Here is a 26300-nt window from a genome sequence, read left to right on the forward strand (position 1 = left end):
GGCGGGCAGGGCGTCACGGGGCGGGGTGGCGACGGCGGGAACGGCGGCGGCGCCGCGCTGTTCGGCAACGGCGGTACCGGCGGCAACGCCGGGATCGGCACGCCCGAGGGCGGCGTCGGTACCGGCGGCACGGGCGGGCTCATCGGCTCGCGCGGGAACGACGGGCTGGCCTAGACGCGGATGGCGGATGGCGCCGACTCGGCCGCTTACGGCGCCGGGTGTGGGGGTTATGCACGTTTCTAGCTAACTTTTGGGCGTATCACCGACGGTCGGCGGATGATGCCATCGCAAACGAATCTGCGGTCTCTCCGCTAGGCCGCGGGCGGCGACCCGCAGCGCCCGGCTCCGCCGCGCTCGCGATCTCCGCTAGGCCGCGGCGCCCCGAGGCGGAGCGCCCGGCTCCGCCGCGCTCGCGATCTCCGCTAGGCCGCGGCGCCCCGAGGCGGAACACCCGCCACCCCGCCCGCTGCCAGCGGGCGAACTCCAGGCAATTGCGCCCGTCGACGATGACACGCGCCCGCACCCGGTCGGCCAGGCCGTCGGGGTCGAGGTCGACGAATTGCCGCCACTCGGTGAGCACCAGCACCGCATCCGCGCGCTCACAAGCCTCTTCGACCGACACCGCGTAGTTCAGCGTCGGGAACAGCCGCTGTGCGTTGTCGAGCGCCTTGGGGTCGTACACGTTGACCGCGGCACCGTTGAGCTGCAGCTGCCCTGCGACGTTGAGCGCGGGTGAGTCACGCACATCGTCGGATTCGGGTTTGAACGCCGCACCCAGCACGGCAATGTTGGCGCCCAGCAGCGAACCGCCGCACGCCGCGGTGGCCAGTTCGACCATCCGGGTGCGCCTGCGCATGTTGATGCTGTCGACCTCGCGCAGGAAGGTCAGCGCCTGGTCTGCCCCCAGCTCACCCGCGCGAGCCATGAACGCGCGGATGTCCTTGGGCAGGCAGCCGCCGCCGAAACCCAATCCGGCGTTGAGGAATTGGCGACCGATGCGAGAGTCGTACCCGAGCGCGTCGGCCAGCAGGCTGACGTCGGCGCCCGCGGCCTCGCACACCTCGGAAATGGCGTTGATGAACGAGATCTTGGTCGCCAGAAAGGCGTTGGCGGAGACCTTCACCAACTCCGCGGTCTGCAGGTCGGTCACCAGGAACGGGACCCCCGCCTCGAGCAGCGGACCGTACAGCTCGCGGACGGCGCCCTCCGCCCGCGTCGAATCCTGTTGTATGCCCAGCACGATGCGATCCGGGTGCAGGGTGTCGTGTACCGCGTAGCCCTCGCGCAAAAACTCCGGGTTCCAGGCGATTTCGACGTCGACCCCGGGCGGCGCCAGCGCGGCGGCGCGCTGGTTCAGCTCGGCCGCAGTGCCCACCGGGACCGTCGACTTGCCGATGAGCACCGACGGCCTGGTCAACCGTGGCACCAGCGCGTCGATGACGGCGTGCACGTGGCACAGGTCGGCGCCGTATTCGCCCTTCTTTTGCGGCGTGCCCACGCCCAGGAAGTGGACGTCGGCGAAATCGGCCGCCAGGTCGTAGTCGGTGGTGAACTGCAGCCGCCCGGCGGCCAGGTTGTCCCTCAACAACTTTCGCAGTCCGGGCTCGTAGAAGGGGATGTCACCGCCGGCCAGCTTGGCGATCTTGCCCGCGTCGATGTCGACGCCGACGACGTCATGTCCCAGTTCCGCCATCCCTGCCGCGTGCGTGGCGCCCAGGTAACCGGTGCCAAAGACGGTGCATCGCATACCACCGGTGTAGGTGGCCGCGATGAGCTAACTGCATCGCGCCGCTGAGCGGGAGGCAAACGGCAGATGACACCTGCTCGCAGAACGCCTAGTGGTGACCGCCGAACCCGCCGTGACCGCCGCCGAAGCCGCCGCCACCGTGGCCGCCCCCGCCCCCGGGGAACCCGGGGAACCCGCCGCCGCCGTGCGGGCCGCCGAACCCGCCGCCGGGACCGCCGAACCCGCCACCGGGCGGGCCGCCGGGGCGACGACGTTCTTGCTGATATCCGGTCGCTGGTCCGCATGCGGCCGAATGCCGATGGCGAGCGCAAGCGCCGCGGCACCGACGACGAGAATTGCGGTCGCGCCGAGGACTGCCAACAGTTTTCGGCTGCGTCGCTCGCCGGAATGCCGGTCGTCCTCGGGCGACGGATCGGCCTCGGCGCTGTAGGCCAGCACGGGCGCGGGGTCCTCGACATAGGGCATGGCAACCGTGCTCGGCGCGCCCAATTGCTGGTTGGCTGACGCCAACGCGGCGCCCCGCGCCAGGGCCATCTCCGGTTCCTCGGGCGCCGTCACCGACAGCGAAGTCGCCGCGTCCAACGCCGGCTTGATCGACGGGACGTCCACGCCGGATCCGACGAGGAATACCCCGTCGGGGCGGGCGGGCATCGATTCGGCGCCGGCGACCATCGCGGCCAGCTCCGCGAGCGCGGCATCCTCGCGGTGGGGCAGCGGTTTTTGTTGCACGTCGGCGATCGACCCGTCGGCCGTGTCGACGACGGCCAGCGTCGCGACTGCCGGCTGCACGAACAGCAGTGCGGTGCGGGCGCAATTGGTTGCGCTGCCGACCGCCTGAGCCAGCGCCGCTGCGGCCACGAACGCCGAGACGAGCATGACGTTTTCGATCTTGCGTTCCGCCAGGGCATTTCGCAGCGCCGTCGCGGCGCTTTGGTCCGTCCACGTCACCCCGGCGGATTTCACCTGATAGCCGCCTTCGGCCGCGCTTTCGGTGGTCCCGAGGATGGCCTCGATCGCCTGATCGGCCGCGGTGACGCCCGGGACATGAAAGTCGGCCTGGTCGACGGTGACGCCGCCGGCACCTTCACCCTCGACGAGCACCATGCGGACCGTCTCGGGTGTCAGAGACACCCCAAGGACGATGTCCACCGCTCCCCCATTTCGAAACTTGTTCGCTGACAACCTGATTGCCCCACGCATCGCGCCGAGAGTTTCGGTCGCGACCAGACCCTATCCGCCACCCTAGCTCGTGGGCCGGCAAACGCCTGGCAACGCCGAACGGTTACCTGTGCCCGAAGCCGCCGAATCCGTGGCCGCCGCCGAAGCCGCCGAACCCGTGCCCACCGCCGAAGCCGCCGTGACCTCCGCCGAAAAGACCATGCCCGCCGAACGGGCCGCGGCCGCCACCGAAGGGGCCGCGCGGGGCCGGCCCGCCGCCGAAGGGGCCGCGGATCGGCGGGCCAGCCAGGGGGCCGCGGACCGGCGGTCCGACGAACGGCACGCGCGGCACGGGAACGAACACGGGCGGCGGAATGACCGGAACCGGGGCGGGCGGCGCCGCGGGGACCGGCGCGGCCGCGGGGGGCGCGATGGGATGCCCCGGTCGCGGCGCCGCGGGGACCGGCGCGGCCGCGGGGGGCGCGATGGGATGCGGCGCCGCGACCGGGGCGGGCGCTGGGATCTTCGGCTGAGCCTGCGGCACCGGCGCGGGCGCGGGCGGCTGCGCCGGAGCGATGATGTTTTCGTTGGGGCTGGGCCGTAAGGCCACCGTCGGGCGGATGCCGATCGCCAGCGCAATCTCCAGCGCCACCACCGCGCTGATGAAAATCACCGCGAGCGTGCTGCCCACCAGCAGCACCGACTTGCGCCGCTGGGTGTCCTCCAGGCCGATGACCGTGTGGGCATCAGCGTCCTCGTCGGGCACGGCACTGTAGGCAACGTCGGAATCGGATTGCTGCGAAACGGAGCGGTATTCGGGTTGGTACGCGGGCAACAGTCCGGGAACCTGGCCGGCGAGCGCCAACGGGTCGACCTCGCCCGTGCCGGGGTCCAGCGCGTAGGCCAGCGCCGCCGTGGACGACGCGAACAACGGCGCGTTCGCCGAGGCCAGCGCCGCGCCGTGGGCGAGCGCCATCTCCGGCTCGTCGGGAGCCGACAGCGCAAGGGAAGTCGCGGCCTCCAGGGCCGGCTTGATCAGCGGGATGTCTACGCCCGAGCCGACGACCACCACACCCTCCGGGCGCGTTTCCAACGCTTCGGCGCCCGAGACCATATCGACGAGCTCGGCGACCGCCTCGTCTTCGTCGTCGGCCAGAGCCCTCCGATGGACCTCCGAGATGGATCCGTCCGCGGTGTCGACCACCGCCAACGTCGCGGTGTAGGGCTCGACGAAGAGCAGCGCGGTGCGCGCATAGTTGGTGGCGTCTCCCACCGCCTGGGCCAGGGCGGCGGCGGCCATGAAGGCCGAGACCAGCATGACGTTTTCGATCTTGTGGGCGATGAGAGCGTCACGCAGCAGCGCCGCCTCGACGTGATCGGTCCACGTCACTCCCGTGGACAGCAGCCGGTAACCGCCCTGGTGGGCGCCTTCGCGCGTGCCCAGGATGGCGGAGACCACCTGGTTGGGCGCGGCGGAAGGCGCCGTCGGCGACCGATCCGCATCGACATCGAAGTTGTCCTGGTCGACGGTGGCCCCGTCGGCGCATTCGCCTTCCACCAACACCATGCGGACCTTCGTCGGCGTCATCGAGACACCAAGCACGATGCCCACCACCGCTGAAAACTCCCCCTTGGTAGTTTGCTGCGCCGCGGCGACAGACGCGGCGGCGACGCATTCCTTCAGACTCTCTGCCACAGCAGCGCGGGCTCCGAGAATCCGTAATTAGCTGGGCGTTATGAAGTTCTGGTTGTGAGGAGACAGGGCGGCGCGGGTTTTCGGCCAGCCCAACGGTTCGAGCCTACCCGCGCCGTCGCGGGGGTGTTAAGCGCAAAGCCGGCCTGCGTTAGCCGTGTCGCAACGCCGGAGATCGGGCCCTGCGTCTGGGCTAGTGGTGCCCGCCGCCGCTGTGGCCGCCGCCGAACCCGCCACCACCGCCGCCGAAGCCGCCACCGCCGCCGAAGCCGCCGTGACCGCCACCGCCGAAGGGCCCGCCGCCGCCGCCGAACGGACCACCACCGCCGCCGCCAAACGGACCACCACCACCGCCGCCGAACGGACCGCCCCCGGGAGCGCCGCCGCCGAACGGTCCGTGACCGCCGAACGGACCGGAACCACCACCGAACGGACCGGAACCACCACCGAACGGACCGGGACTGGCGGGCTCGCCGCCGCCGGGAGCGCCGCCGCCGAAGGGTCCGTGACCGCCAAACGGACCGGGACCACCACCGAAAGGCCCGTTTCCGCCGAAGGGACCGTGACCGCCGAACGGACCGGGACCGGCCGGCTCGCCGCCGCCGGGACCACCGGGGCCCTCACCGGGGATGTGGATGGGACCGCCGCCGGGCCCTTCGCCCGGGATGGGTAGCGGGCCTTCGCCCGGAGTTTGGTGCGGCGGCGAGTGCGGAACCGTGATGCCGCCCTGCGGCGGCACCGGCTGCGGAACATGCACCGGCAGTTGGGGCACCACGGGGCGCGGGGCCTGAATGATCGGCGGGCTCACCACCGGGTTCGGGATGGGCACGCGGATCGGTGGCACCAGAATCGGCGCCACGGGCGGAACGACGACCGGAACCGGCACCACCGGAGCCGCCGGAATGGGCGGCGCGGGCGGAGCGGCTGGAATGGGGGCCGCCGCCGGCGGGGTCACCGGCCTGGGCGCCATCATCGGCTGCGGCACGGTGAAGTTTGGCTTCGGCGCGGCCGCCTGAACCGGCGCGGGCGCGGGAGCCTGTTGCGTTGGGACGATGAGACTTTGGCCGGGGGTGGGCCGCAGCGCGACGGTCCCGGTCGTGCGGATGCCGATCGCCAGCGCGATTTCCAGCGCCAGCACCGCGCTGATGCCAACGACCGCCAAGCCGCTGCCCACCAGCAGGACCGGCCTGCGACGCGGTTGCTCCGGCGCTTGAGTGAACAGCTTCTCGATGACGACCGTCTGGGCGTCGGCGTCGTCGTCCGCGACGGCGCTGTAGGCGAGGTCGTCGCCGGGTTCGTCCCCGACCCTGAGGTAGTCGGGTATCGCGTACTGGTCGACGGCTCCGGTGCCGGGATCCTGGGCGTAGGCCAGCGCCGCGGTCGACGAGGCGAACAGCGGGGCGTTCGCCGACGCCAGAGCCGCGCCCCGCGCCAGCGCGGTCTCCGGCTCCTCCGGCGCGCTCACATCAAGGGACGTCACCGACTCCAGCGCCGGCTTGATCGGGGCGATGTCGACGCCCGAACCGACCACGAACAGACCGTCGGGAACCAGTTCCGTCTTCTCCAGGCCGGCGACCATCCCGGCGAGTTGTGTGACGGCGTCGTCGTAGGACTCGGCGTAGATCGGTTGTTTGTAGACGTCGGCGATGGAACCGTCGGACGTCTCGACGATGGCCAGCGTTGCGGTATCGGGCTCCACATAGAGCACCGCGGTGCGCTCGTACCCCACTGCGCCACCGACACTTTGGGCTAACGCCGCCGCGGCCAGGAACGCCGACACCAGCATGACGTTCTCGATCTTGTGCGCCGCCAGCGCGTCGCGCAACGCGGCCGCCTCGAGTTGGTCGGTCCACGTCACGCCGATTGCCGCCAGCTCCAGGCCGGCGTCGGCGGCACCCTCGCGGGTCCCCAGAATGGCGGAGACTACTTGGTCAGGCGCGCTCGCGGTGGCCGCGTCGTTGGCCGCAGTGACGTCAAAGTCGTCCTCTTCGACCGTTGCGCCGTCGGCGTTTTCCCCCTCTAGCACCACCATCTGAATCGATGCCGGTGCCATCGACACCCCGAGCACGATATCCAATACAACCCCCTCCAAAAGTCTCGCTAGACGAAGCCATGGTCGAGTGGGCAGTTACCAAGGCCCCTACATCATCGCGCAAAATCGCCGTGGCGGCGCGGTGTCGAACCTATGTAGACCTTATGAAGTTCTGGTACGACCGCGACGGTGTCGGCCCCCGCTGACCCTGATATTTCGACCCTACGCGCGAGCTGCCATAGGGGTGTTCGGCCGGGCTCGTCAACCGCAGGATGCACAGCTGACCGATCTTCATGCCCGGCCACAGGGTGATGGGCAGGTTTGCGACGTTGGACAGCTCGAGCGTGATGTGCCCGCTGAAGCCGGGGTCGATGAAGCCCGCGGTCGAATGCGTCAGCAGACCCAGACGTCCGAGGGATGACTTGCCCTCCAAGCGTCCGGCGAGGTCCTCGGGCAGGGTGAACAACTCCAGCGTCGAGCCGAGCACGAACTCGCCGGGATGCAGCACGAACGGTTCGCCATCAACGGGTTCCACCAGGGTCGTCAGTTCGTCCTGCTGCTGCGCGGGGTCGATGTGGGTGTAGCGAGTGTTGTTGAAGACGCGGAACATGCAGTCGAGGCGAACGTCAATGCTCGACGGCTGCACCAACGTGTCGTCGTAGGGGTCGATGCCCAACCGGCCGGAGCTGATTTCGGCCCTGAGGTCTCGATCGGAGAGCAGCACGCGATGAGCCTATCTGCTGCCGGCCGCGGGCCGCCGTGACTCAGCGGAGGTACATCTCCCCGCCCTTGGGGTATCCGCCTCCGGTCGTCGTGACGTGGACGTGGTCATAGTGGCCGAGCCTGCTGACCTGCGCGCCGGTGGGCGTGTAGTAGACCCCGCGCCAGATCGCGTCCTGGATCCCGAACCGATCCGCGTTGCGCAGCACGTACGCGACGATCTGGTTGCCGAGCGCGATGCCTTCGGAACTGCCGGGATCGGGGATCATCACATCGATCGCCAGGCCGAGCGGATGCCAGGGCAGCGGATCTGGCCGCACGCCCCCGATTTGGTGGATCTGGGGGAACGTCGCGCTGATGCTGCGGGCCACCAGGATGGTCCGGACCTGGAGGCCCTGTTCCGGCGCGACGCCGACGGGCAAGAAACGCGAGCGCGCGTGGTATCTCGATGCGGCCAGCTCGCCGTCGGCGAAACCGGCGCCTTTACGGGACATATTCACCGGTGCCGCGACGATTTCTAGGCAGCACGGCGCAATGTCGTCGATAACGGGCTTGGCCACCGTGTGGGTGGCGGCCGGGCGGATATCTCCGGCTGCCGCGAAGAAGATGGCCGCGGGAACGAGCATGCCTGCCAGCACTGCTGGTGACTTACGTCGCTTCTTGGCTAATCGGTGGCGACCCACTCAGAGCACATTACGGGCAGATCACGAAATAATAAACATCGAATGCCTAAGAGCCGTGGAAACGGCGCGAAGCCCATTTGACTTCCGTGCCGGGAGCGCGTGGTTCGCGACGACGCTGCCCGAGCTCCGCCGGAGCCGCCCACCGGCGCTGACCGCGGATGCTAGCCTTTTCGGGGCAACCGCGCCGATGTAGTTCAATGGCAGAACATCAGCTTCCCAAGCTGAATACGCGGGTTCGATTCCCGTCATCGGCTCCACTGTTGAGCAGCGCGCCCACCCACCACATCGCGGTGGGAGTTGATCCACGCCGACCACTGGATCAACGGCGAGGGCGGCCACCATGAGGACGCTTCCTCATTGCAGAAAAGGCGGCGGCGGCGGGAGCTGCGGGACCAGCGGCTTGCTGCCATCGGGCGGCAAACCTGGCACCGTGGGCCCGACAGCGCCCGACATGAAAAGCGATCCCAACCCGCCCAGCCAGCCCACGATCTCGGCCTCCGCTTGCTGGTAGGCAGCCGCCGATGCTTGCATGGCAAGCACGAATCGCTGATACAGCTCTTGCGCCGCTGCCGACACCTGCTGCCACTGCTGCCCCTGGGCGCTGAACGCCTGGGCGATGGCACCGGAGATCTCGTCTGCTGCGGCCGGGGCGATGGCCGCGGTGGATACCGCCGCCGCGGCGTTGGCCTCGCTGGTCGTCGCACCGATGCTGGACAGGTCGCCCGCCGCCGTGGTGAGTGCTTCTGTGATGACCCTCATGACGATCGTCCTCTGAACCCAATCCCCGATTCGCCCGAGTCTCCTCACGGGGGGAGCGTGTGCATTGGCTTTTCGACAATGGTTTTCCACCCTCTTGCCTATAACCAAGCGACATGAATTCCCTAGTGCCCGAACTTGTTTAGCCTCGCCGTCACAACTGACTTCTTGTCACGCGACCCTCTGGTCTTTGTCAATTGGTCGCGAAGGCGGATTGGGGAAATACCGCTCATACGTCGGCGCTGTGCAGCGCTCGCTTTCCCGGAATTCGTCGGAGGCCCGTCCGGGAGGCATCAGCGGGGCCCGCGGATCGGTTCAATAGCGCCCCACCTGTCGTCGCGCATGTCCCGGCACGCTCGAAGAATCCGCCTCGGCATCTCGCGCACCGTGACGAGAGACATATGATTTCGTCTTCCCAATCCCACGCATCCCTGGAAATGGTCCACCCCTTAACCGTCAACCTAGGTCAGGCGATTGATATGGGACGTGTCACGCGCGTGTGCCTCGTTATTCTCGGCGGGGCTGTTGGCCTCGGCCTCGCCTATACATTGCCTCGGGTTGCGGGGCAGGGTGGCTAACGGCCGGTCTTCTATTCATGCTTACCGTGGGATATTTCAGCGCACGCCGGAGACGCAATGCCCGTTAAACCTCAAGAACGATGACCACTCAGAAAGGGTCCCACGCGGGTGGGTCAACGGGCTAACGACACCCCTCCAACGGCCCGTCGCCCGGCGCGAATTACCGTGATACATCCCCGGCTGTTGACCCCGGGGGGTGTGCGGGAGGCTCACGATGGTCACACGGCGATGGAACCAGTCGGACGAGGCCAAGAGCAGCTACGTCCAGGAGCTGTTCTCGGCGCTGGCGTCGCGCTACAACGTGATGACCGACCTTTGGACGCTTGGGCTACATCGCCTGTGGAAGCGACAAGCCATGCAGTTGTGCGCCTTTCGGACCGGCGAACGAGTGCTCGACGTCGCCACCGGGACGGGTGATCTGGCGTTCCTGGAGGCGGCCGCGGTCGGACCGGAAGGCCAGGTGGTCGGTGTCGACTCCTGCGCGGCGATGCTTGAGGTCGCTCGGGGCCGGGAGCGCGGGGCCGTCGACTTCCAGGAGGGCGACGCCACGGACCTGCGGTTCCCGGACGCGTGCTTCGACGCGGTCACGATCGGCTTCGGGCTGCGCAACGTTGCCGACCGGGGCCAGGCGCTGCGCGAGTTCCACCGCGTGCTGCGGCCGGGCGGCCGCCTGATGGTGCTCGATTTCAGCACCCCGGACTCGAAGACGCTGAAATCCGTGCATAACCTGCTCTACTTCCGCGTGATGCCGGCGGTGGGCTGGGCCGTGGCCTGGCACCGGGACGCCCACCATTACACCGCCGATTCGATCCGCAGCTGGATGTCGCGCGACGGGCTGCGCGACGCGATGCGAGAAGCGGGCCTCGTTGACGCCCGCTACGTGTCGCTGAGCACGGGGTTCGCCACGGTACATCTCGGTATGCGCGCGGCCAGCGACGCCTAGCGTACGAGATATCTTGGCTGGCAACGATATTCGTCAGAATCAGCGCGGCGGACTCAGCCCCGAACCCGGCCGAGTCGACATGGTGGAGGGTTCTGGTCGTGGTAAGTGAAAGCCCAACGGCACCGGCGAAAGACGCTGGCGTTACCACGATGTCGCGGGGTTCGGCTGCATTCATGGTGGCCGCGCTGTCGTTGTCGGTGACGTCGTTCACGCTCAACGCCACCATGCTCGGCCCGGCGATCCGGGACATCAACACCCATCTCGGACCTCACGCGTACGCATCGATGTCCGCCTACTTCTACCTCGCCGGGGCGATCGCCAACGTGGTACTGATTCGGTGGAGCGACTTCGTCGGCCGCAAGCGCGTGCTCGTCGGAATCCTGTTCTTGGTCTGCGTCGGAACGCTGTTGTGCATCCTGGGGACGTCGCTGCCCGTCGTGATGGTGGGCCGGGTCCTGCAGGGAAGCGCCAACATCGCCTACGGTCTGGCCTTCCTGATCATGCGCGAACACCTCGGCGGCGCGGCATTCGGCGTCTGCTGCGGTGTCATCTCGGCGATCAGTGCCGGGGTGGCCGGTGTCGACGCGCTGCTAGCCGGCTTCATGGTCGACCATTTCGGCTATCGCTCTATCTTCGTTTTGACGCTGGTGTTCGGCATTGTCGCAGCGGCACTCTGCTGCCTGGCGATTCCGGCGGACGAGCGGGATCGCGCGAACCCGGGCCGGATGGACTGGGCGGGAGCGGTCCTTATCGCGTTGACCGTCGCCGGGCTCGACCTCTACGTCTCCAACGGCGACCAGATGGGCTGGGCCTCACCGCTTCTGCTCGTGTCGATCGGCACGGCTGGCGCCGCCTTCGTGGGGCTCGTCATGGTCGAGAAGCGAGTGGCCCAACCCCTGATCCACATCGACCAGATGGCCTCGCGCCACGCCTGGCCGTTGATCGCCGTGACCATCCTGTGCTTCGCGTCGTTCATGGTGGTGTTCAACTACATCGTCCCGTCGATCGCCGAGAACGACCGCATCGGCTTCGCCGCCAGCGGGCAGCTGACCGCGTTGCTGTTCATCACTCCCGGCGCGCTCTCCCAATTGGTGGTGGCGCCACTGATCGGACGGCTCTCCGCCAAGATCGGCTTCGTGACGGTGTTGCGGGCGGGGCTGGTTGCCGCCGTGGCCGTCACCGCGCTGGTCGCGGTGTTCGCGCTCGACAAGACGATGGTCATCGTGCTCATGGTGGCGGTCGGGGCATCGCTGGCGGTCGCGCTCACCCCGCTGAGCGCGCTGGGCGTCCTTCAGGCCCCGCCCGACGAGCCGGGCTCGCTGCCCGGGATCGCCAACGCCTCCTACGGCATCGGCAGCTCGCTCGGGTTCGCTTGGGCCGTAACGGTTGTCGGCGCGGGCACCGAGGCGGGTTATCACTCCGCGTTGTGGATCTGCGTCGGCATCGGCATCCTCGCCGTCATCGCCAGCCTGATCCTCAAACCGCGTCAGTACCTTCAGGATGGCCGGTAGCGGCCGTGTTCGGTGACGACCGCGGTGATCAGATCGGCCGGGGTCACGTCGAAGGCGGGGTTGAAGGTATCCGCGTCCGGCGGGGTGATCGTGGCGCCGGCGAACGTCCTGAGTTCGTCGCGCGCGCGTTCCTCGATGGCGATCTCGGCGCCGGTGGCCAGCGACGCGTCGATCGTGGACGAGGGCGCGACCACGACAAGCGGCACGTCGTGATGACGCGCCGCGATGGCCAGGCCGTAGGTGCCGATCTTGTTGGCGACGTCGCCGTTGGCTGCGATCCGGTCGGCGCCGACGAGCACACAATCCACCAGGCCGCGTGCCATCGCCGCCGCGGCGGCGCCGTCCGGCTGCACCCGGTAGGGCACCCCCGCCTGCGCCAGCTCCCACGCGGTGAGCCGGGCGCCCTGCAGCAGCGGGCGGGTCTCGTCGACGAGCACCGACTCGACCAGTCCGCGCGCGTGCAGGTGCCAGACGACGCCGAGGGCGCTACCCCAGGCGACGGTGGCCAGGTGGCCAGCGTTGCAGTGGCTGAGCAGCCGCAGCGGGCGGCGATCGCATAGTTCCAGGACGATCTCGGTGGCGTGGGCGGACGCGGCGCGGTTGAGGCGTTCGTCCTCGTCGAGGATTTCCAGCGCCTCGGCGAGCACGGCGTTGGCGCCCTCGTCGAGCCTTTGCAGCGCGCGTCCGACTCCCCAGCTGAGGTTGACGGCCGTGGGCCGCGCCTGCGCAACGCGCGCGGCCGAGGCGCGGACATCGCCCCCCTCGCGCGCCGCGAGCACGACGCCAAGGGCGCCCGCCGCGCCCAGCGCCGGGGCGCCGCGCACGGCGAGGCGGGCGATCGCGTCGATCAACTCGTCGACGGTGCGCAGGGTCAGGACGCGATAGTCGGCGGGCAGCGCGGTCTGGTCGATGATCGTGACCGCGTCGCCGTCCCAGTCGATGGTCCTGCGCACGAGCCGACCCTAGACCTCGGGTGGCCGACGGGCTCGGGCGTGTGCGGGACAGGTTTCTTAGGGCCTACATAACCTCGGCACCATCCCGATACAGCTTCCCGAGCGACGATCGGTTAGCGGGTCAAAGTGTTGGGAGGCGTGGGCGTGCATATCGTGCTCGGAGTCTCATTGACCCCGGATTCGGTTCAGCTGGTGCTGCTGCAAGGCGAAAACGCCGACGGCGCAACGGTAGACGAGAAAGAATTCATCGTCACCGCCGCCGACGATGTGCCCACCGTCAGCGCGTCCGACCGAGCGATCGCCGCCATCCTGGGTACCCGCGAAGACGCGGCGAGCGCGGGCCTCGAACTATCCGGGGTCGGGGTGGCATGCACCGACCCGCTCGACGCGAAAGCGGTGGGTGACGCGCTGGCCGCCCACAAGCTGGAGAACGTGATGCTGGTGTCGGCGTTTCTGGCGGCGACCTCGCTGGCTCAATCTTTCGGTGACGCAATGGGTTACGAGCGTACCGCGGTGCTTTTCGTGCAGCCCGACACCGCAACTTTGGCCGTGGTCGAGACCGCCGACGGTTCCGTCGCCGATGTCACGTCCGGGGAGCCAGCGGCCGCGGAGCTGGCGCAGATGGTCGCCGCGCTCGACGAATCGCCTACCCGCCCGGGCGGCCTGCTTGTAATCGGCTCGGGCGTCGACGTCGCCCCGCTCAAGGCGCGTCTGGAGGCGGCCACGTCGCTGAGCGTGAGCGCTCCGGAAGAGCCGGAGACGGCACTGGCCCGCGGCGCGGCGCTGGCGTCGGCCAATGCGCCATTGTTCGCCTCGTCGACCGCCGCGCTGGCCTACGCGCAAGACCCGGGCACGGGCGCGCTCGACGCGAGTGCCCTGCCTGAATATTTGGGCATCGCCGAGGTGGGCGACGGCGAACTCGCCTACAGCGCTGTGGCGGACGACGACGCCGGTGCCCCGACCGTCGTCATCGACGCCGGCGCGGTGGGCGCGGGCGAGCCCCGGCCCAGACCGGGTCTGTTGGTCGGAAGCGCGGTGGCGGTGGCGGGCTTCGGCGCGGCGTTGGCGCTGGAGATAGCCCTCGTGATCGGCGTCCACACGACGGTTGGCTTGCTGCCCGCTCCGGTGCAGAATTTCATCGCCCCCGCCGAGCAGGTGCTCGCGCCCCCCGTGCCCGGGGCGGTGGCGGCCACGAAGGCGGCCGCGCCCAAGCCCTTGAGCCCACCCCCGAGCGCAGTACCGCCGGCCGCTCCGCTGTCCGCCGCTCCGGCCCCGGCGGCTCCCGTTGCCCCGGCTCCGGTTCCGGCGGCTCCCGTCACCCCGGCTCCGGTTCCGGCGGCTCCCGTTCCGGTGGCTCCGGTCGTGCCGGTTCCCGTCCAGTCCGGTGGGGGCAGCCACGGCGGCGATGTCGGCGGCGGCGGTGGTGTCTCCGGCGGCGGCGGTGTCTCCAGCGGTGGCGGCGGCGCCGAGACTGGTGGCGGCAGCTCTGGTGGCGGCGGTGTCTCCAGCGGTGGCGGCGCCGAGACCGGTGGCGGCGGCGGCAGCTCCGGTGGTGGCGCCGAAACCGGCGGCGGCCACCACTAGCCAATCTCGCGAAGCGGCTCCGACTTCCGGTCGCGTTGTCGGGTTAACGCTTTTCAAACGCCGCAAATTTTCCGCGCGCCGCGGTTACGGAACTGCTTTCATATATGGGCGGGGGCGGCAAACAGTCAGCGAAGAAGGAGTTATGGCAGCACAGAGGCTCTATGGCAAGTTCATCGGCGCAGCTTTTGCAGTCGGCCCCCTCCTGACCGCCGGCATCGTGTGCGCCGGCCCGGCACACGCAGATGAGACCACCTACCTCAACCGCCTGCACGCCGTCGGTATCCAGGACCTCGACGGTGGCGACCCGGCGCTGGTGCAGACCGGCTGGAAGATCTGCCAACAGATCGCGTGGGGCGCACCTCCGTCGCAACTGCAGTCGCTGGCGCTGCAAAAGTCCACCATGGACCTCGGACCCCGGGGGCTCACGCCGCGACAGGCGGACGCCCTGATCGACTACGCCATCGTCGACCTGTGCCCGCGCGCGTAGCGTCCGCCTGAGCCGGCCTAGCTCGGCGCAAGCGGCCGAAAGACCGGCAGGACACGGTATTTCGCGCTGAAGCTGGCGTGGTCGTACTCGTCGCCCACCTCGCCGTCGTGGGCGATGACCGTGGGGCCGTCGACGGCGGAGAAGCTGAACTCCGGCACTTGCAGTTCGTGATACAGCGGGCTGCGCAGCAGGCGCCCCAGCGCCAGCGCGGTCAGGATCCTGGTCCGCGCCCACGGCCGCCCGGTCTCCAGGATGCGCACGTCGATCAAGCCGTCGTCCATGCGAGTGCGCCGCGACGGTGCGAATCCCGTCGGCAGATACAGCGAGTTGCCGAGGAAGAACAACGACGTCTGCAGGGTCTTGTTGTCGTAGCGAATCCTGACGGGCTCACCCTTGCGCAGGGTCTGCAGCATCGCGTAGAAGCCGGCCACCGGCTTGCCGACGCGCTTCTCGAGCTTTTCGCGATACCGGACGAACATCGGGTACGCGCCGATGCTCGCCGTGTTGAGCACCATCCGACTTTCGTTGAGGCACACCAGATCGACGCGGACCACGCTGCCCGACCGGATGGCTTCCACCGTCTTGGCCACGGTGTCGCAGCCGATGTCCTTGGCGAAGTGGTTGAACGTCCCGGCGGGAAAGACCGCCAACGGCAGGTCCGCCTCGATCGCGACCGACGCGGCCGCCGCCACGGTGCCGTCGCCGCCGCCGACGGCCAGCACCTCGGCGCGCTCGGCGGCGCGGCGCAACGCCACCTCGGGGTCGTCGTCGGGACCCAGTTCGACGATCTCGAGCTGGGGCAGCTCGGCGCGGACCTCGTCGACGACGCGCGAGCCCGTGCCGCTTCCCGACGACGGGTTGATGACCAGGACCACGCCGGCGCCGTCGGGCCGTGGGGGCGTGTCGACGACGAACGGTTCGGTCTTGGGCAGGGTGGTTTCGACGATCGGGGGGACGACCCGGCCGCCCAGCACGGCGAGCCCGGCGCCGATGCCGAAACCGGCGAGGACGTCCCCGGGGTAGTGCGCGCCGGTAGCCACCCGCGACAGCCCGACCATGCCCGCCAGCAACGCCAGCACGAACCCCAGCGGGGGATTCTCCAGTCCCACGCCGACGGCGAACGCGGCGGCGCTGGCGGAGTGGCCCGACGGCAGGGAGTTGGACACGGGGCGGCGGCGGACCCGCCTGATCAGGGGCACCGAGTCGTAGACGGGCCGCGCGCGCGGTCGGATTCGCTTGGCGACCTGGTTGGTGACCAGGCTGGTGGCGCCGAGCGTCGCGACGCCGCGGGTCGCACCGCGCTGCGCGGAGGGCTTGCCCGACGCCAGCAGCGCCGCGGCGATGGCCAACCACAGCTTCGAGTGGTCGGCCGCCCGGGTCAGCGGCGGCATGACCGAATCGAGCAGCGGGGTGGGCGTCTCGGCGATCGTCTCGAAGAGTTCCCGATCCAGCGTGCCCAGCCCGCGGGTGATCTGCGTGATGCCACGCGCGCGTCGCCGGGGCCACCTGTCCATTGCCTACACCTTAAGTTGACAAGCGTGCGCGCAAACGACTACTCGGCGGCGTGGCTGCAAAACGCCCGACGCCGCGGCGTGCCCGCCGACGTCGTCGCCGAGGTCGCCCGGCGCCACGCCATCGCACCGGACAGCTTCGACGTCTTGGAGGGGCTCGAGAAGATCGAGGACCCACAGGGTAAGTCCTACTTTCTGCTGCCCCGGAGCATCGGCGGGGACGAGGCGCGCACGGCGACGCTGATGACCTACGTCCTCAACGCGGGGACGGACTACGGCAAGGAGGGCCGGCGGTGTGCCGACTTTCCCGAGACGCCCTACAGCGCGGCCGAGATCGCGCGAATCATCGACCGGCAGAACGCAAACCGCTGGAGTTACTCTCGCGACGTCGGGTTCGTCCATCGCAACGGGGGCCGGCTGGTCACGACCCCGAACGGCATCCTCATGGGTGCCGGCGGCAACTGGATCCAGCGGCAGTTCAGCCGGCGGGGCGGCACCACGTGGGGCGACATCTTCATGGTCAACGCGGGCAAGCTCGCCGACCCCGCGGTGCCGCTTCGCCGGATCATCCGGGCCGGGCACGCCTGGCACCTGGACTTGAACCGGGTGCTGCACCACGAGGAGCGGCACTGCCGGCAATGGGCGGCCAAAGGCTACGGGGGCATGCTCAGGGATTACAGCTGGGAGCTGTTGCGCGAGTTGGTCTTTGGCGAGACGAACCGGCTCGAGACCGACGCGGGCCTGTCCGACGGCGGCTACAGGTGATACAGCGCGCGGATGCCGTGGTACAGAACCATCGCACCGATCACGACCAGGATGCCCGCCAGCAGGGCGGCGTTGTTCTTGTCCATCCAATCCTTGACCCGCGCCAGCGTCGGGTCGAGGCGCTCACCGGCGGCCGCGTAGGCCAATATTGGGATCGCGACGCTGGACGCCGCGACGGCGACGAAGAACGCCGCGGCCAACCAGTCACCGCCGAGGCCGAGCCCGCTGGTGCCGATGCCCAGGCCGGCCGGCACGCAGATGAGCGCCACGTCCGGTCGCACGACCGCCAGCGCGGCCCCGGTGAGCGCCGCACGGCCTGGCTTGATGGTGCCGAACGAACGCATCCAGGCCGGCGATTCGGAGTGGCCGTGCCGAGTCAGCCAGCGGTAGACGCCGTAGACGATCAGCGCCGCGCCGAAGACCACGCGCAGCCAGGACGACCACCTCGGCGGTGACTTGTCCAGACCGCCGAGCAGGCCGGAGGCCGCGACGGACAGCGCCGTCAGCGCGGCGATGCCCAGCACCCAGCCGGCGAGGAAGGCCAGGCCGCTCGGCCGGGGGCGAGGCGCCTGCAGCACCAGCACCGCGGGAATGACCGTGATCGGTGAGAGCGCGATGACCAGCCCGAGCGGAATCAGCCCGGTCGCCACGGTCGCCCAGCTTCCTGCCATGGGCAGCAATCTAACCTGTCGAGCGACTACAACGCGTGAATTCCGTTGTAAAGCACCAACAAACCGATCAGCACCAGGATGACCGCGAGCATGGCGGCGTGGTTTTCCTCCATCCACGCCTTGAGCCGCTCGAGCGCGTCATCCAGGCGGCCGCCGGCGCCGACGTAGGCCAGGATCGGTACGGCGACCGTCGACGAGGACACGGCCACGAAGATGGCGCCGGATACCCAGCCGGCCGCCGGGCCGAGCCCGCCGGTGCCGATGGCCAGGCCGGCGACCGCGCACAGGATCAGCACCTCGAGTCGGACCGCCGTCAACACCGCCCCGGTCACCCCCGCGCGCAGCGGGGTCAGGTTGGAAAACGACCGCATCCACGCCGGAGTCTTGCCCTGGCGATGCCGGGTCAGCCAGCGGACCACACCGAACGCGATGAGCGCCAGGCCCATCACCACACGCACCCAGGACGCCCAGGTCGGCGGGGTCTGGTGCAGATCGCCCAGCAAATCGGAGGCCGCGACGAACGCCCCGGTGAGCGCGGCCATGCCCAGCAGCCAGCCGCCGAGGAAGGAGAGGCTGGCCCGCCGCGGGCGGGGCGCGTGGAGCACCAGCACCGCCGGGATCACCGTGATCGGTGAGAGCGCGATGACCAGCCCGAGCGGAATGAGCTTGGTCAGCACGGAAACCAAGTTGCCTGCCACGGGCAGCCATCATCGCATTGCCGCCCTTCCGCCGCAGCGTCCAGGCCGGAAGAAGCCGCCGTGCCGAAGGTGCGCGTGGCGCGAAAACCGGCCGACATTTCGCGTGAGCGCCCGTTGGTGGCGGATCGATGACTCGCGACGAGCTAGCCCTTCCGGCGCAAGGTCCAGGCCGGGACCCAATGGGTCACGGTCTTGCGCTTGGAGCCGTACGCGACGGGGTAGGTCACCAGCCCCCACCAGTCGCCCTGCTCGCAGATGCCCCAGCAGCTGAGCCGGCCCTCGACGACCTTGTGCAGCTGCAGGCCGTTGGGCTGATACCGGCCCGACCGGTGCGGCTCTCGGGGGAAAAGCACCGTCAGGTCGACGAGCACCGCGATCGGCGGGCGCACCACCCGGAACGGGCTGCGGACCGGCTGACCGTTGTATCCGATCGACGCGAGCTCGCCCATTTATCGATCATACGTTCGAACGAGGGCCGGCTTGAGTCCTTTCGTTTTCAGGTGGCGCACCCGGCCGGGTCGCTACAGTCGCGGCACCGATACCGAGGGGAAGATCCGGATGAAGACGCTGGTTGCTGCCGGGATCCTGGCGCTGACGGGGGTGCTGACCGTTGCGGTCGGCGTGGCCAACGCCGATGAGGTCGAAGTCGAGGGCAATTATTCGAGTGAGGGCGGTTGTCTGGCGGACGGCCCGCACGTGGAGATCACGCACAACGACAACATCTACACCCACTGGGACTGCCGCTTCGGCCCCGACGGGTTTTGGCACGTCTGGCTGAGTAACTGACGCAAGCCTCCCGCCCGCTTCTGGCAACATAGCGGGCGGTGAGCGTCTCCGATACCGCCGAGTCACGGCATCTCCGTGGCGGCCCGCTGGCACTGCCGCGGGTCGCGCTGGACCCGCTCATCGTTGGATTGTTAGGCGCCGCAATCAGTCTCGCCGGCGCCGCCCGGCCGTCGTTCTGGTACGACGAGGCCGCCACCATTTCGGCGTCCTACAGCCGTTCGCTCGGCCAGCTCTGGCGCATGCTGGGCAACGTCGACGCGGTCCACGGCCTGTACTACGCGCTCATGCACGGCTGGTTCCAGCTCTTCCCCCCCACCGAATTCTGGTCCCGCGCCCCGAGCGGTCTGGCGGTCGGCGGCGCGGCCGCCGGAGTGGTCGTGCTGGGCAGACAGTTCTCCTCTCGCACCGTCGCGGTGGCCTGCGGAGCGTTGTGCGGCATCCTGCCCCGGACGACGTGGGCGGGTATCGAGGCCCGCCCGTATGCACTGTCGATGATGGCGGCGGTATGGCTGACAGTGCTGCTCGTCGCCGCGGCGCGCCGTAACACCGCCTGGGCCTGGGTGTCGTACGGCGCCGCCCTGGCCCTGTCGATCCTGATCGACGCCTACCTTGTCCTGGTGGTACTCGCGCACCTTACCTTCGTGTGGTCCTGCTGCGGCGCGCGAAAAGTATTGGTGCGCTTCGCCATTACCTCGGGGGCCGTCGTGTGCGCCCTGGCGCCGTTTCTGGTCGCCGTCGCGGGACAGTCGCATCAGATCCGTTGGGTCCCGCCGATCGGACACCGGACGATCGAGGACGTGGTGGTTCAGCAGTATTTCGAACGCAGCCCGCCGTTCGCCGTCTTGTCGGCGCTGGTGGTGGCCGCCGCGATCGTGTTGTGGCTCAGCGGATCTGCGCGGCTCGCGCGGGGGGATCGGCAACTGCTGATCATTGCGGTGGCGTGGCTGGCGATACCGACCGCCCTGATCGTCACCTGGTCGGCGCTGCTGCACCCGATCTACACGCCGCGCTACTTGGCCTTCACGGCACCGGCGATGGCCCTGATCCTGGGGGTCTGCACGGCCGCCGTAGCCGCCAAGCCATGGACGACCGCGGCCCTGGTCGGCCTGTTCGCCGTCGCGGCCGCACCGAATTATGTTCGCGCGCAACGCAACCCGTACGCCAAATACGGGATGGATTACAGCCAGGTGGCCGATCTCATCACCGCGAAGGCGGCCCCCGGTGACTGCCTGCTGGTGAACGACACGGTGACGTTCATGCCCGCTCCGATGCGCCCGTTGCTGGCGGCGCGCCCGGACGCCTATCGCAAGCTGATCGACCTCACCCTGTGGCAGCGGGCGACCGACCGCAACGACGTCTTCGACACCAACCTCATCCCCGAGGTCGTCGCCGAGCCGTTAAGCCATTGCGGCGTCGTATGGATCATCACCCAAGCCGACGCGTCGATGCCCGCTCACGAGCAGGGCCCGGCGCTGCCACCGGGCCCCGTCTACGGCCCGACACCGGCCTTCGCGGTGCCGCGCGAGCTGGGGTTCCGGCTCGTCGAGCGCTGGCAGTTCAACCTGGTTCAGGTGATCAAGGCGCAGCGCTAGTCACCAGATGCGGATGTAGTCGACGAGCATGTCAGCCGGGTAGGTTGCCGCGGCGGGATCGCCGGCGCCGACGCCACCGACGGCAAGGGTGAACATGGGGGTCATCCAGTAGCCGGGGTTGTTGAACGGCCACCGGAAGTCGTCGGGCGCGCCGCCGTGGACGTGAATGGGTTTGTTCGGAACGGTGAAGTACTGCGCCCCGTCGCGCGCGAACTGGAACCCGTCCTCACCCCAGTGCATTCGCCACGTGTGCCAGCCGCCGTCCACCAACCCCGGAATCGACTTCCCCTCCCAGGTTTTGCCGTTGGACGCCGCGTGAACCGTGGTCCCCGGCGGCCACGAGCCGTTGCCGTACCACTCGAAGACGTCGACCTCGCCGTCGGGCAGCGGGTCCTCGTTGACGCCCCAGAACGCGGACCACAGGCCGGGTTCCAGGCAGTCCAGCTTGATCCGCGCTTCCCAGGTCTGATTGATCATGCTGCGGAAGTTGCCGCGCAATTTGGCGCCGTAATAGGTGTCACCCTCCTGGGTGGCCCGCAGGACGAGATTGGAGTTGCCGTCCTGGAAGACGTTGCGGCGGTCGTCGCGGTAGATGCCCGCGACCGGCGGAAACACGTCGTCCTGCCAGGTCTGCACTGTCCACTTCCCCGGATCCGGGGCCGAGCCCGCCGGGCCGTCGAACTCGTCGGAGAAGATGTAGCCGCCGGGGCCGGCCGACGGCGCCTCGGGCGGCGCCGGACGCGGCGGGTTGGCCAGTGCCTTGGGGACGGGAAGCGCGGCCACGGCCGCCAGCATGCCGAGCCCCGTAGTCAGCAACATGCTGCGACGATCCATCTGCACTCCCCAATCGTTGATGGGCCGGGACCTGCGACCCGGAACGAATTCCCCTAGGCAACTCTCGCAAACGGTGTTATGAAACCACGTGCCGGGGGCCGTGCGCATCTCGCCTGACCGTGCGCACCCCATCCAATTTGACCGGTGAACTGCAGTTAGCGGGCCGGATCCGAGCCCGCGGCATAGAGCAGTCGCTTCAGGTGCAGCTGTTCCTCGGCGCTCAGCCGGGCCAGGATCCGTTGGTCGGCCATCCGCACGGCGGCGTCCGCGCGCTTGAGCAGCGCCTTGCCCTCACGGGTGAGCCGGGCCGGCATCGCCCGGCCCGCCGGGGCCGACGCCGGACGGGCCAGCGCGCCGCGGTCCTCCAGCGAGCGCAGCAGCTGGTTGGCCGCCTGCGCCGAGACGTTGGTGCCGCGCGCGAGCTCGGCGCTGGTGAGCCCGGGATGCTTGGACAGAATCCGCAAGCACACGAATTCCGCCAGCCCGATGCCCAGCGGCTTGAGCTCCGCGGCAACCTGGGGCCGCAGCGCCGCCATCACCCGGTACAGCAAAAATCCCAGCGGCTCCTGGTGGGCTTTGCTCATGTCCCCATGCTGGCACGCGCCCAGCGGCTCGCGGCGCGCAACCATCAACTTTCTTGACAATACCGGCGCCGGTGGTATCAAGGAGCTTGATAGTCCTGATGTGGAAAGGAATGACAGAGATGTCTGGTGGATTCTTCGGCGGTTTTGGTGGCCCCGGTTTTGGCGGCCCCGGTTTCGGCGGGCCCGGCCCCGCTGGGGGCTGGGCCGAAAAGGGCTGGGGGCAAGGCGGATTCGGCGGCGGCCCCGGTTTCAAGGGCGGGTTCGGCCACGGCCGGCGGCCCTTCCTCAAGCGTGCCGCGTTCGTGACCGCGGCGCTGCTGCTCGACGGGCCGGCCGACGCCGCGCAGATCGTGCAGCGGGTGTCCGATGCGACCGAGGGCGCATTTACGCCGCCGCAGGACGTGGCGGAGCTCGCCATCGGCCTGCTGGCCGGCCGGGGTGTGGTCACGGTCGACAACGGCGTCGCGACGCTGACCGAGCTGGGCCGGAACCTGCTGGCCTGGCGGGGCGTCAGCAGCGAGACCGCGCACGCCTTTTTGGGGCGGGCGGCCAAGTTCGGCGACGCCTTCAAGATCCGCAGGGAGCTGTTCGAACTCGCCGGGCTGGCCCGCACGATCACCTGGACCGGCACCGATGAGCAGAAGCAGCAGCTCGCCGAGACCCGGACCAAGGTGCTCGAAGCCCTGACCGAGGCCAAGAAGGCGCTGCACCGCGTCCTCGGCGAGGGCTAATCGCGAGCGCGGCGTAGCCGGACGCGGCGGGTCGCCACCCTCGGCTCAGGGCTGACCTGAGGCGGGCTCGCTGAGCTTGACCAACATCTTGCCGATGTTGGCCCCGGTGAAGAGGCCGTTGAGGGCGTCGACGCACGACTCGACGCCCTCAAACACGGTCTGGCGCGCCCTGATTCGGCCCTCGCTCTCCCATTGGCGAAGCGCGGCGAACGCTTCGTCGAAGCGGCCCCAGTCGTCGAGCGCGTTGAATCCCTGCATCGACGCGGTCCTGGAGAGCAGGTTGACGTAGTTGGCCGGGCCCGGGTGCTGGCCGGTGAGGTAGCTGGAGATGACGCCGCACAGCACCACCCGCGCCTTGGTGGCCAGCCGGCCCAGCACCGCGTCGAGGATCGGCCCGCCGACGTTGTCGAAATAGACATTGACCCGACGCGGGCAGTGCTCTTTGAGCGCCGACGCCAGGTCGTCGTTCTTGTAGTCGATGCACGCGTCGAATCCGAAGTCCTCGACCACCGCCCGGCACTTCTCCGGGCCCCCGGCGATGCCCACCACTCGCGCGCCGGCGATCTTGGCGATCTGCCCGGCCACCGACCCGGTGGCGCCCGCGGCGGCCGACACCACCACCGTCTCCCCGGGCTGGGGCCGGCCGATGTCCATCATCCCGATGTAGGCGGTGGCCCCGGTGGGGCCGTACACCGACATGACCGCCAGCTGATCCACCGCGCCCTGGCCGGGAACCGGGGTGCTGAAGACGTCGTCGCGGATGATCACGTACTCCTGGAAGCCCGACAGCGTGGTGACGACGTCGCCGATCTCGAAGGCGTCGCAGCGCGTCGCCACCACCTCACCGATCCCGGCCGCCCGGATCACCTCGCCCAGCTGCACCGGCGGCAGGTAGCCCGGCTGGTCGTTCAGCCAGGTGCGCACCGCCGCGTCTAGGCCCACATAGGTGGTCCGCAGCAGCGCCTCACCCTCAGCGGGTTCGGGCGCCGGCCGGGTGACGAGCTCGGTGTCCTCGGGCCGGACCAGACCAGTCGGGCGGCGACGCAACAGGATTTGGCGATTCGGCAAGTCGGGCACGGTGCTGAAACTACCCATTCGACACGTCCGAGTGGGAGCATCTGTCCATGAACTCGCAGGACGACCCGGAAGAGCGCATCCGGGAACTCGAGCGCCCCCTGGCCGACGCGGCGCGCGCGTCCGAGCCCGGACAAGCGCCACCGCCCGGGGGCTACCCCTATCCGTCCGCTCCCCCCGGCCCGCCGCCACCGCCGCCGCCGGCCGCCCCATGGACCTACGGCGGGGGGCCGTTGTACGGATCGCCGCCGAAGTCCCCGTCGGGCAACCGCACGTGGTGGATCCTGGGCACCTGCATCGTCATCGGCTTTCTCGCCCTCGCGGGCGGCATCGCCGCCTTCGCCGCGCACCAGCTCTCGGGTGTCCGGTCGATCATCAGCTCCCCGCCGAGCATCTCCGCGACGTTTGGTCCGCCGTCGAGCGCCACCAGCACCCCACGCAGCCCCGGCCCGTCGAGCACCCGGACCCCGACGACGACGCCGTCGACGTCACCCGCCCCGTCGCCCGGCGCCCGGGTCAGCGTCTCGGGCATCAACGAGAATCGAACGATCGCCTGCAACAACAACATCGTCAGCGTCAGCGGGGTTTCCAACACGGTCGTGATCACCGGCCACTGCACGAGCCTGACGGTGTCGGGCGTTCAGAACGCCATCACCGTCGACTCCGTCGACAGCATCGACGCCTCCGGCTTCAGCAACAAGATCACCTACCACTCGGGCAATCCCAAGATCAGCAACGCCGGCGGATCCAACGAGGTGGAGCAGGGCTGACTTCCGCGGCGCTAGTCCGTCGGGCCGGATTCGCCGGATTCGCCGGGCTCTTCAGCGTCGTCGTCGAGGACGCCGACCGCGATGCCGTAGGGCAGGAAACGCACCTTGCGCTTGGGATCCACGTTGTTCTTGTTGGCCCGCAGCGCGTCGAGTTCGGTCGCGTAAACCTGTTCGACGTGAGCGCCGCCGTCGGCGTCCACGGTGTAGATGGCCCACACCCCGTCGCCGGCCTCGCCGGCGGTCTCCGGTGCCGGGCGCGGCCGCCGCGAGAGGTCGTCGAACAACGCCGACCAGCCCATCCGGCCACCCGGCCCACCGACAAACCTGCTGACCCGCTCGAACACGTCGCGCAGGCCCTCGCTGCCCTCCCTGATCACGCGATCAAACTCTTCGGGATCGAACCCGAACGCACCGTAGTCGCCCACACGGACCTCCTCGCAGTGACAGCGCTACTGACCAGTGTGCGCTCAGTTGTCGCAGGCCGCCACGGGCCGGTCTAGGGGGCCGGTGGCGGCCTGCGACAACTGAGCGCACACTGGTCAGTAGCAGCGCGCTGCCGACCAGCATGGGCAACCCGCGGCGCAGCGGATGGTCCTGGGCATCGTCGGCCAGGTCGTCCACCGCGCTGTAGGCGAGGGCGCCCGGGCGGGCAGCGCCGGAAACCTCCAGGTAGGTGGGGCTGAGCGCCCGGGGATTCACCTCGCCGGTGCCTGGGTCCAGCGAGTAGGCCAGGGCGGCCGTCGACACCGCGAACAGCGGCGCGTTCGCCGAGGCCAGCGCCGCGCCCCGGGCCAGCGCCATGTCCGGTTCCTCGGGCACGCTCACGGCCAGGGTGGTCGCCGCCTCGAGCGCCGCCTTGATCGCGGCCACGTCGCTCCCGCGCCCTGCCCCGCAGCCGACGACGAACACGCCGTCGGCCTCCGACCCTGGCGCGTCCAGCCCGGCCACCATGCCCGACAGCTCGGCCGCGGTGTCCCCCACCAGTAGCCGCCGGTGCAGATCGATGATGGAACCGTCGGTGACGTCGACCACGGCCGGCGTCGCGCTGTCGGGCTCGACGAACAGCATCGCGATGTGGTGGTAGCCGATCGACTGACCGACCGTCTGCGCCAGCGCGGCCGCGGCCAGCAGCGGGGAAACCAGCATGACGCTGCCGACGTCGTGGGAGGCGATCGCCTCGCGCAGCGCGCCCACCTCGGCGGGATCGGTCCACGTCACGCCGGTCGAGGTCAGCTGGGAGCCGCCCTCCGTCGCGCCTTCCCGGGTGCCGACGATCGCATCGATCACCTGCGCGGGCGCGGCCGAAGCGGCGACCTCGAACTCGTCTTCTTCGACTGTGACACCGTCGGCATCCTGGCCCTCGACGAGCACCAGGCGGACGGTGGTCGGAGCCATTGACACCCCGAGCACGATGTCCACTTTGCGCCTCCCAGGTCTTG

Annotated in this window: 24 protein-coding genes, 1 tRNA gene and 2 pseudogenes; 10 read left to right on the forward strand and 17 right to left on the reverse strand. The window is 69.4% G+C overall.

Annotation, left to right across the window (positions count from 1 at the left end; translation table 11 throughout):
• Nucleotides 1–427: 427 nt before the first annotated feature.
• The 6 genes and pseudogenes from MTAB308_RS13825 to MTAB308_RS13850 form a co-directional block, all read right to left on the reverse strand.
• Nucleotides 428–1747: pseudogene (locus MTAB308_RS13825) on the reverse strand (UDP-glucose dehydrogenase family protein); the annotation flags it as partial.
• A 27-nt stretch (nucleotides 1748–1774) separates the two neighbouring features.
• Nucleotides 1775–2896, reverse strand: a complete 1122-nt coding sequence (locus MTAB308_RS13830; RefSeq protein ID WP_245831392.1) for a DUF7159 family protein — start codon at nucleotides 2894–2896, stop codon at nucleotides 1775–1777.
• Between the two features lie 133 nt (nucleotides 2897–3029).
• Nucleotides 3030–4520 (reverse strand): DUF7159 family protein, encoded by a 1491-nt coding sequence (locus MTAB308_RS13835; RefSeq protein WP_083746523.1) that lies wholly within the window; start codon nucleotides 4518–4520, stop codon nucleotides 3030–3032.
• A gap of 271 nt (nucleotides 4521–4791) precedes the next feature.
• Nucleotides 4792–6675 carry a DUF7159 family protein gene (locus MTAB308_RS29290; protein WP_077099919.1) on the reverse strand — a complete coding sequence of 628 codons (1884 nt, stop codon included), beginning with the start codon at nucleotides 6673–6675 and terminating at the stop codon, nucleotides 4792–4794.
• A gap of 106 nt (nucleotides 6676–6781) precedes the next feature.
• Complete coding sequence (gene dcd, locus MTAB308_RS13845) at nucleotides 6782–7354, reverse strand: dCTP deaminase (protein ID WP_077099920.1); 573 nt, start codon at nucleotides 7352–7354, stop codon at nucleotides 6782–6784.
• A gap of 40 nt (nucleotides 7355–7394) precedes the next feature.
• The gene (locus MTAB308_RS13850) at nucleotides 7395–8033 is read right to left on the reverse strand and encodes a VldE C-terminal domain-containing protein (RefSeq protein ID WP_173842161.1); all 639 of its coding nucleotides are present in this window, start codon (nucleotides 8031–8033) and stop codon (nucleotides 7395–7397) included.
• Nucleotides 8034–8216: 183 nt separating this feature from the next.
• Between MTAB308_RS13850 and MTAB308_RS13855 the strand changes: the two genes are divergently transcribed.
• Nucleotides 8217–8290: transfer RNA gene (locus tag MTAB308_RS13855), tRNA-Gly, on the forward strand.
• 97 nt (nucleotides 8291–8387) lie between these two features.
• Here MTAB308_RS13855 and MTAB308_RS13860 read toward each other — a convergent pair.
• Nucleotides 8388–8792 (reverse strand): PE family protein, encoded by a 405-nt coding sequence (locus tag MTAB308_RS13860; RefSeq protein ID WP_077099921.1) that lies wholly within the window; start codon nucleotides 8790–8792, stop codon nucleotides 8388–8390.
• A gap of 789 nt (nucleotides 8793–9581) precedes the next feature.
• Here MTAB308_RS13860 and MTAB308_RS13865 point away from each other — a divergent pair.
• Together MTAB308_RS13865 and MTAB308_RS13870 are read left to right on the forward strand one after the other, a co-directional pair.
• Complete coding sequence (locus MTAB308_RS13865; RefSeq protein ID WP_077099922.1) at nucleotides 9582–10310, forward strand: ubiquinone/menaquinone biosynthesis methyltransferase; 729 nt, start codon at nucleotides 9582–9584, stop codon at nucleotides 10308–10310.
• A gap of 149 nt (nucleotides 10311–10459) precedes the next feature.
• On the forward strand, nucleotides 10460–11821 hold the full coding sequence (locus tag MTAB308_RS13870; RefSeq protein ID WP_077099923.1) for an MFS transporter: 1362 nt from the start codon (nucleotides 10460–10462) through the stop codon (nucleotides 11819–11821).
• Here MTAB308_RS13870 and mtnA read toward each other — a convergent pair.
• Nucleotides 11806–12774, reverse strand: a complete 969-nt coding sequence (gene mtnA, locus MTAB308_RS13875; RefSeq protein ID WP_077099924.1) for an S-methyl-5-thioribose-1-phosphate isomerase — start codon at nucleotides 12772–12774, stop codon at nucleotides 11806–11808. The genes MTAB308_RS13870 and mtnA overlap by 16 nt on opposite strands.
• Nucleotides 12775–12918: 144 nt before the next feature.
• Here mtnA and MTAB308_RS13880 point away from each other — a divergent pair, with 144 nt between their 5' ends.
• Nucleotides 12919–14358: a DUF7159 family protein gene (locus MTAB308_RS13880; RefSeq protein ID WP_157900947.1), complete on the forward strand. Its 1440-nt coding sequence runs from the start codon at nucleotides 12919–12921 to the stop codon at nucleotides 14356–14358.
• A 142-nt stretch (nucleotides 14359–14500) separates the two neighbouring features.
• Entirely contained in the window at nucleotides 14501–14845 is a 345-nt protein-coding gene (locus MTAB308_RS13885; protein ID WP_077099926.1) for a DUF732 domain-containing protein, read from the forward strand.
• 17 nt (nucleotides 14846–14862) lie between these two features.
• Here the strand turns inward: MTAB308_RS13885 and MTAB308_RS13890 are convergent, their stop codons facing one another.
• Entirely contained in the window at nucleotides 14863–16359 is a 1497-nt protein-coding gene (locus MTAB308_RS13890) for a bifunctional phosphatase PAP2/diacylglycerol kinase family protein (protein ID WP_077099927.1), read from the reverse strand.
• A 24-nt stretch (nucleotides 16360–16383) separates the two neighbouring features.
• Here MTAB308_RS13890 and MTAB308_RS13895 point away from each other — a divergent pair, with 24 nt between their 5' ends.
• The gene (locus MTAB308_RS13895) at nucleotides 16384–17121 is read left to right on the forward strand and encodes a hypothetical protein (RefSeq protein ID WP_077099928.1); all 738 of its coding nucleotides are present in this window, start codon (nucleotides 16384–16386) and stop codon (nucleotides 17119–17121) included.
• Here the strand turns inward: MTAB308_RS13895 and MTAB308_RS13900 are convergent.
• From MTAB308_RS13900 to MTAB308_RS13910, 3 genes are all read right to left on the reverse strand, one after another.
• A complete protein-coding gene (locus tag MTAB308_RS13900) occupies nucleotides 17112–17792 on the reverse strand; it encodes a GAP family protein (protein ID WP_077099929.1) in 681 nt (226 codons plus the stop codon). The two genes, MTAB308_RS13895 and MTAB308_RS13900, sit on opposite strands and share 10 nt — an antisense overlap.
• Nucleotides 17793–17818: 26 nt before the next feature.
• On the reverse strand, nucleotides 17819–18469 hold the full coding sequence (locus MTAB308_RS13905) for a GAP family protein (protein ID WP_077100189.1): 651 nt from the start codon (nucleotides 18467–18469) through the stop codon (nucleotides 17819–17821).
• A 164-nt stretch (nucleotides 18470–18633) separates the two neighbouring features.
• Nucleotides 18634–18939 (reverse strand): hypothetical protein, encoded by a 306-nt coding sequence (locus MTAB308_RS13910; RefSeq protein ID WP_077099930.1) that lies wholly within the window; start codon nucleotides 18937–18939, stop codon nucleotides 18634–18636.
• Nucleotides 18940–18970: 31 nt separating this feature from the next.
• Between MTAB308_RS13910 and MTAB308_RS13915 the strand changes: the two genes are divergently transcribed.
• Together MTAB308_RS13915 and MTAB308_RS13920 are read left to right on the forward strand one after the other, a co-directional pair.
• Nucleotides 18971–19276: a hypothetical protein gene (locus MTAB308_RS13915; protein ID WP_245831394.1), complete on the forward strand. Its 306-nt coding sequence runs from the start codon at nucleotides 18971–18973 to the stop codon at nucleotides 19274–19276.
• A gap of 86 nt (nucleotides 19277–19362) precedes the next feature.
• The gene (locus MTAB308_RS13920; RefSeq protein ID WP_077100190.1) at nucleotides 19363–20868 is read left to right on the forward strand and encodes a glycosyltransferase family 39 protein; all 1506 of its coding nucleotides are present in this window, start codon (nucleotides 19363–19365) and stop codon (nucleotides 20866–20868) included.
• Here MTAB308_RS13920 and MTAB308_RS13925 read toward each other — a convergent pair whose 3' ends face one another.
• Complete coding sequence (locus tag MTAB308_RS13925; RefSeq protein WP_077099932.1) at nucleotides 20869–21702, reverse strand: glycoside hydrolase family 16 protein; 834 nt, start codon at nucleotides 21700–21702, stop codon at nucleotides 20869–20871. It abuts the gene before it with no gap.
• A 155-nt stretch (nucleotides 21703–21857) separates the two neighbouring features.
• Nucleotides 21858–22286: a MarR family winged helix-turn-helix transcriptional regulator gene (locus tag MTAB308_RS13930; protein ID WP_077100191.1), complete on the reverse strand. Its 429-nt coding sequence runs from the start codon at nucleotides 22284–22286 to the stop codon at nucleotides 21858–21860.
• A gap of 110 nt (nucleotides 22287–22396) precedes the next feature.
• On the opposite strand from MTAB308_RS13930, the gene MTAB308_RS13935 reads away from it, so the two are divergent.
• A complete protein-coding gene (locus tag MTAB308_RS13935; RefSeq protein WP_425436259.1) occupies nucleotides 22397–23017 on the forward strand; it encodes a hypothetical protein in 621 nt (206 codons plus the stop codon).
• A 45-nt stretch (nucleotides 23018–23062) separates the two neighbouring features.
• On the opposite strand, the gene MTAB308_RS13940 is transcribed toward MTAB308_RS13935, so the two are convergent.
• On the reverse strand, nucleotides 23063–24094 hold the full coding sequence (locus MTAB308_RS13940) for an NADP-dependent oxidoreductase (RefSeq protein WP_077099934.1): 1032 nt from the start codon (nucleotides 24092–24094) through the stop codon (nucleotides 23063–23065).
• 47 nt (nucleotides 24095–24141) lie between these two features.
• On the opposite strand from MTAB308_RS13940, the gene MTAB308_RS13945 reads away from it, so the two are divergent.
• Nucleotides 24142–24861 (forward strand): DUF3060 domain-containing protein, encoded by a 720-nt coding sequence (locus MTAB308_RS13945; RefSeq protein ID WP_077099935.1) that lies wholly within the window; start codon nucleotides 24142–24144, stop codon nucleotides 24859–24861.
• Nucleotides 24862–24872: 11 nt separating this feature from the next.
• Here MTAB308_RS13945 and MTAB308_RS13950 read toward each other — a convergent pair whose 3' ends face one another.
• Both MTAB308_RS13950 and MTAB308_RS13955 read right to left on the reverse strand, forming a co-directional pair.
• Complete coding sequence (locus tag MTAB308_RS13950; protein ID WP_077099936.1) at nucleotides 24873–25286, reverse strand: hypothetical protein; 414 nt, start codon at nucleotides 25284–25286, stop codon at nucleotides 24873–24875.
• Nucleotides 25287–25404: 118 nt separating this feature from the next.
• A pseudogene (locus MTAB308_RS13955) lies at nucleotides 25405–26280 on the reverse strand (DUF7159 family protein); the annotation flags it as partial.
• Nucleotides 26281–26300: the final 20 nt, after the last annotated feature.

The organism is Mycobacterium terramassiliense (genome assembly GCF_900157385.1).
GTDB classification, from domain to species: Bacteria; Actinomycetota; Actinomycetes; order Mycobacteriales; family Mycobacteriaceae; genus Mycobacterium; species Mycobacterium terramassiliense.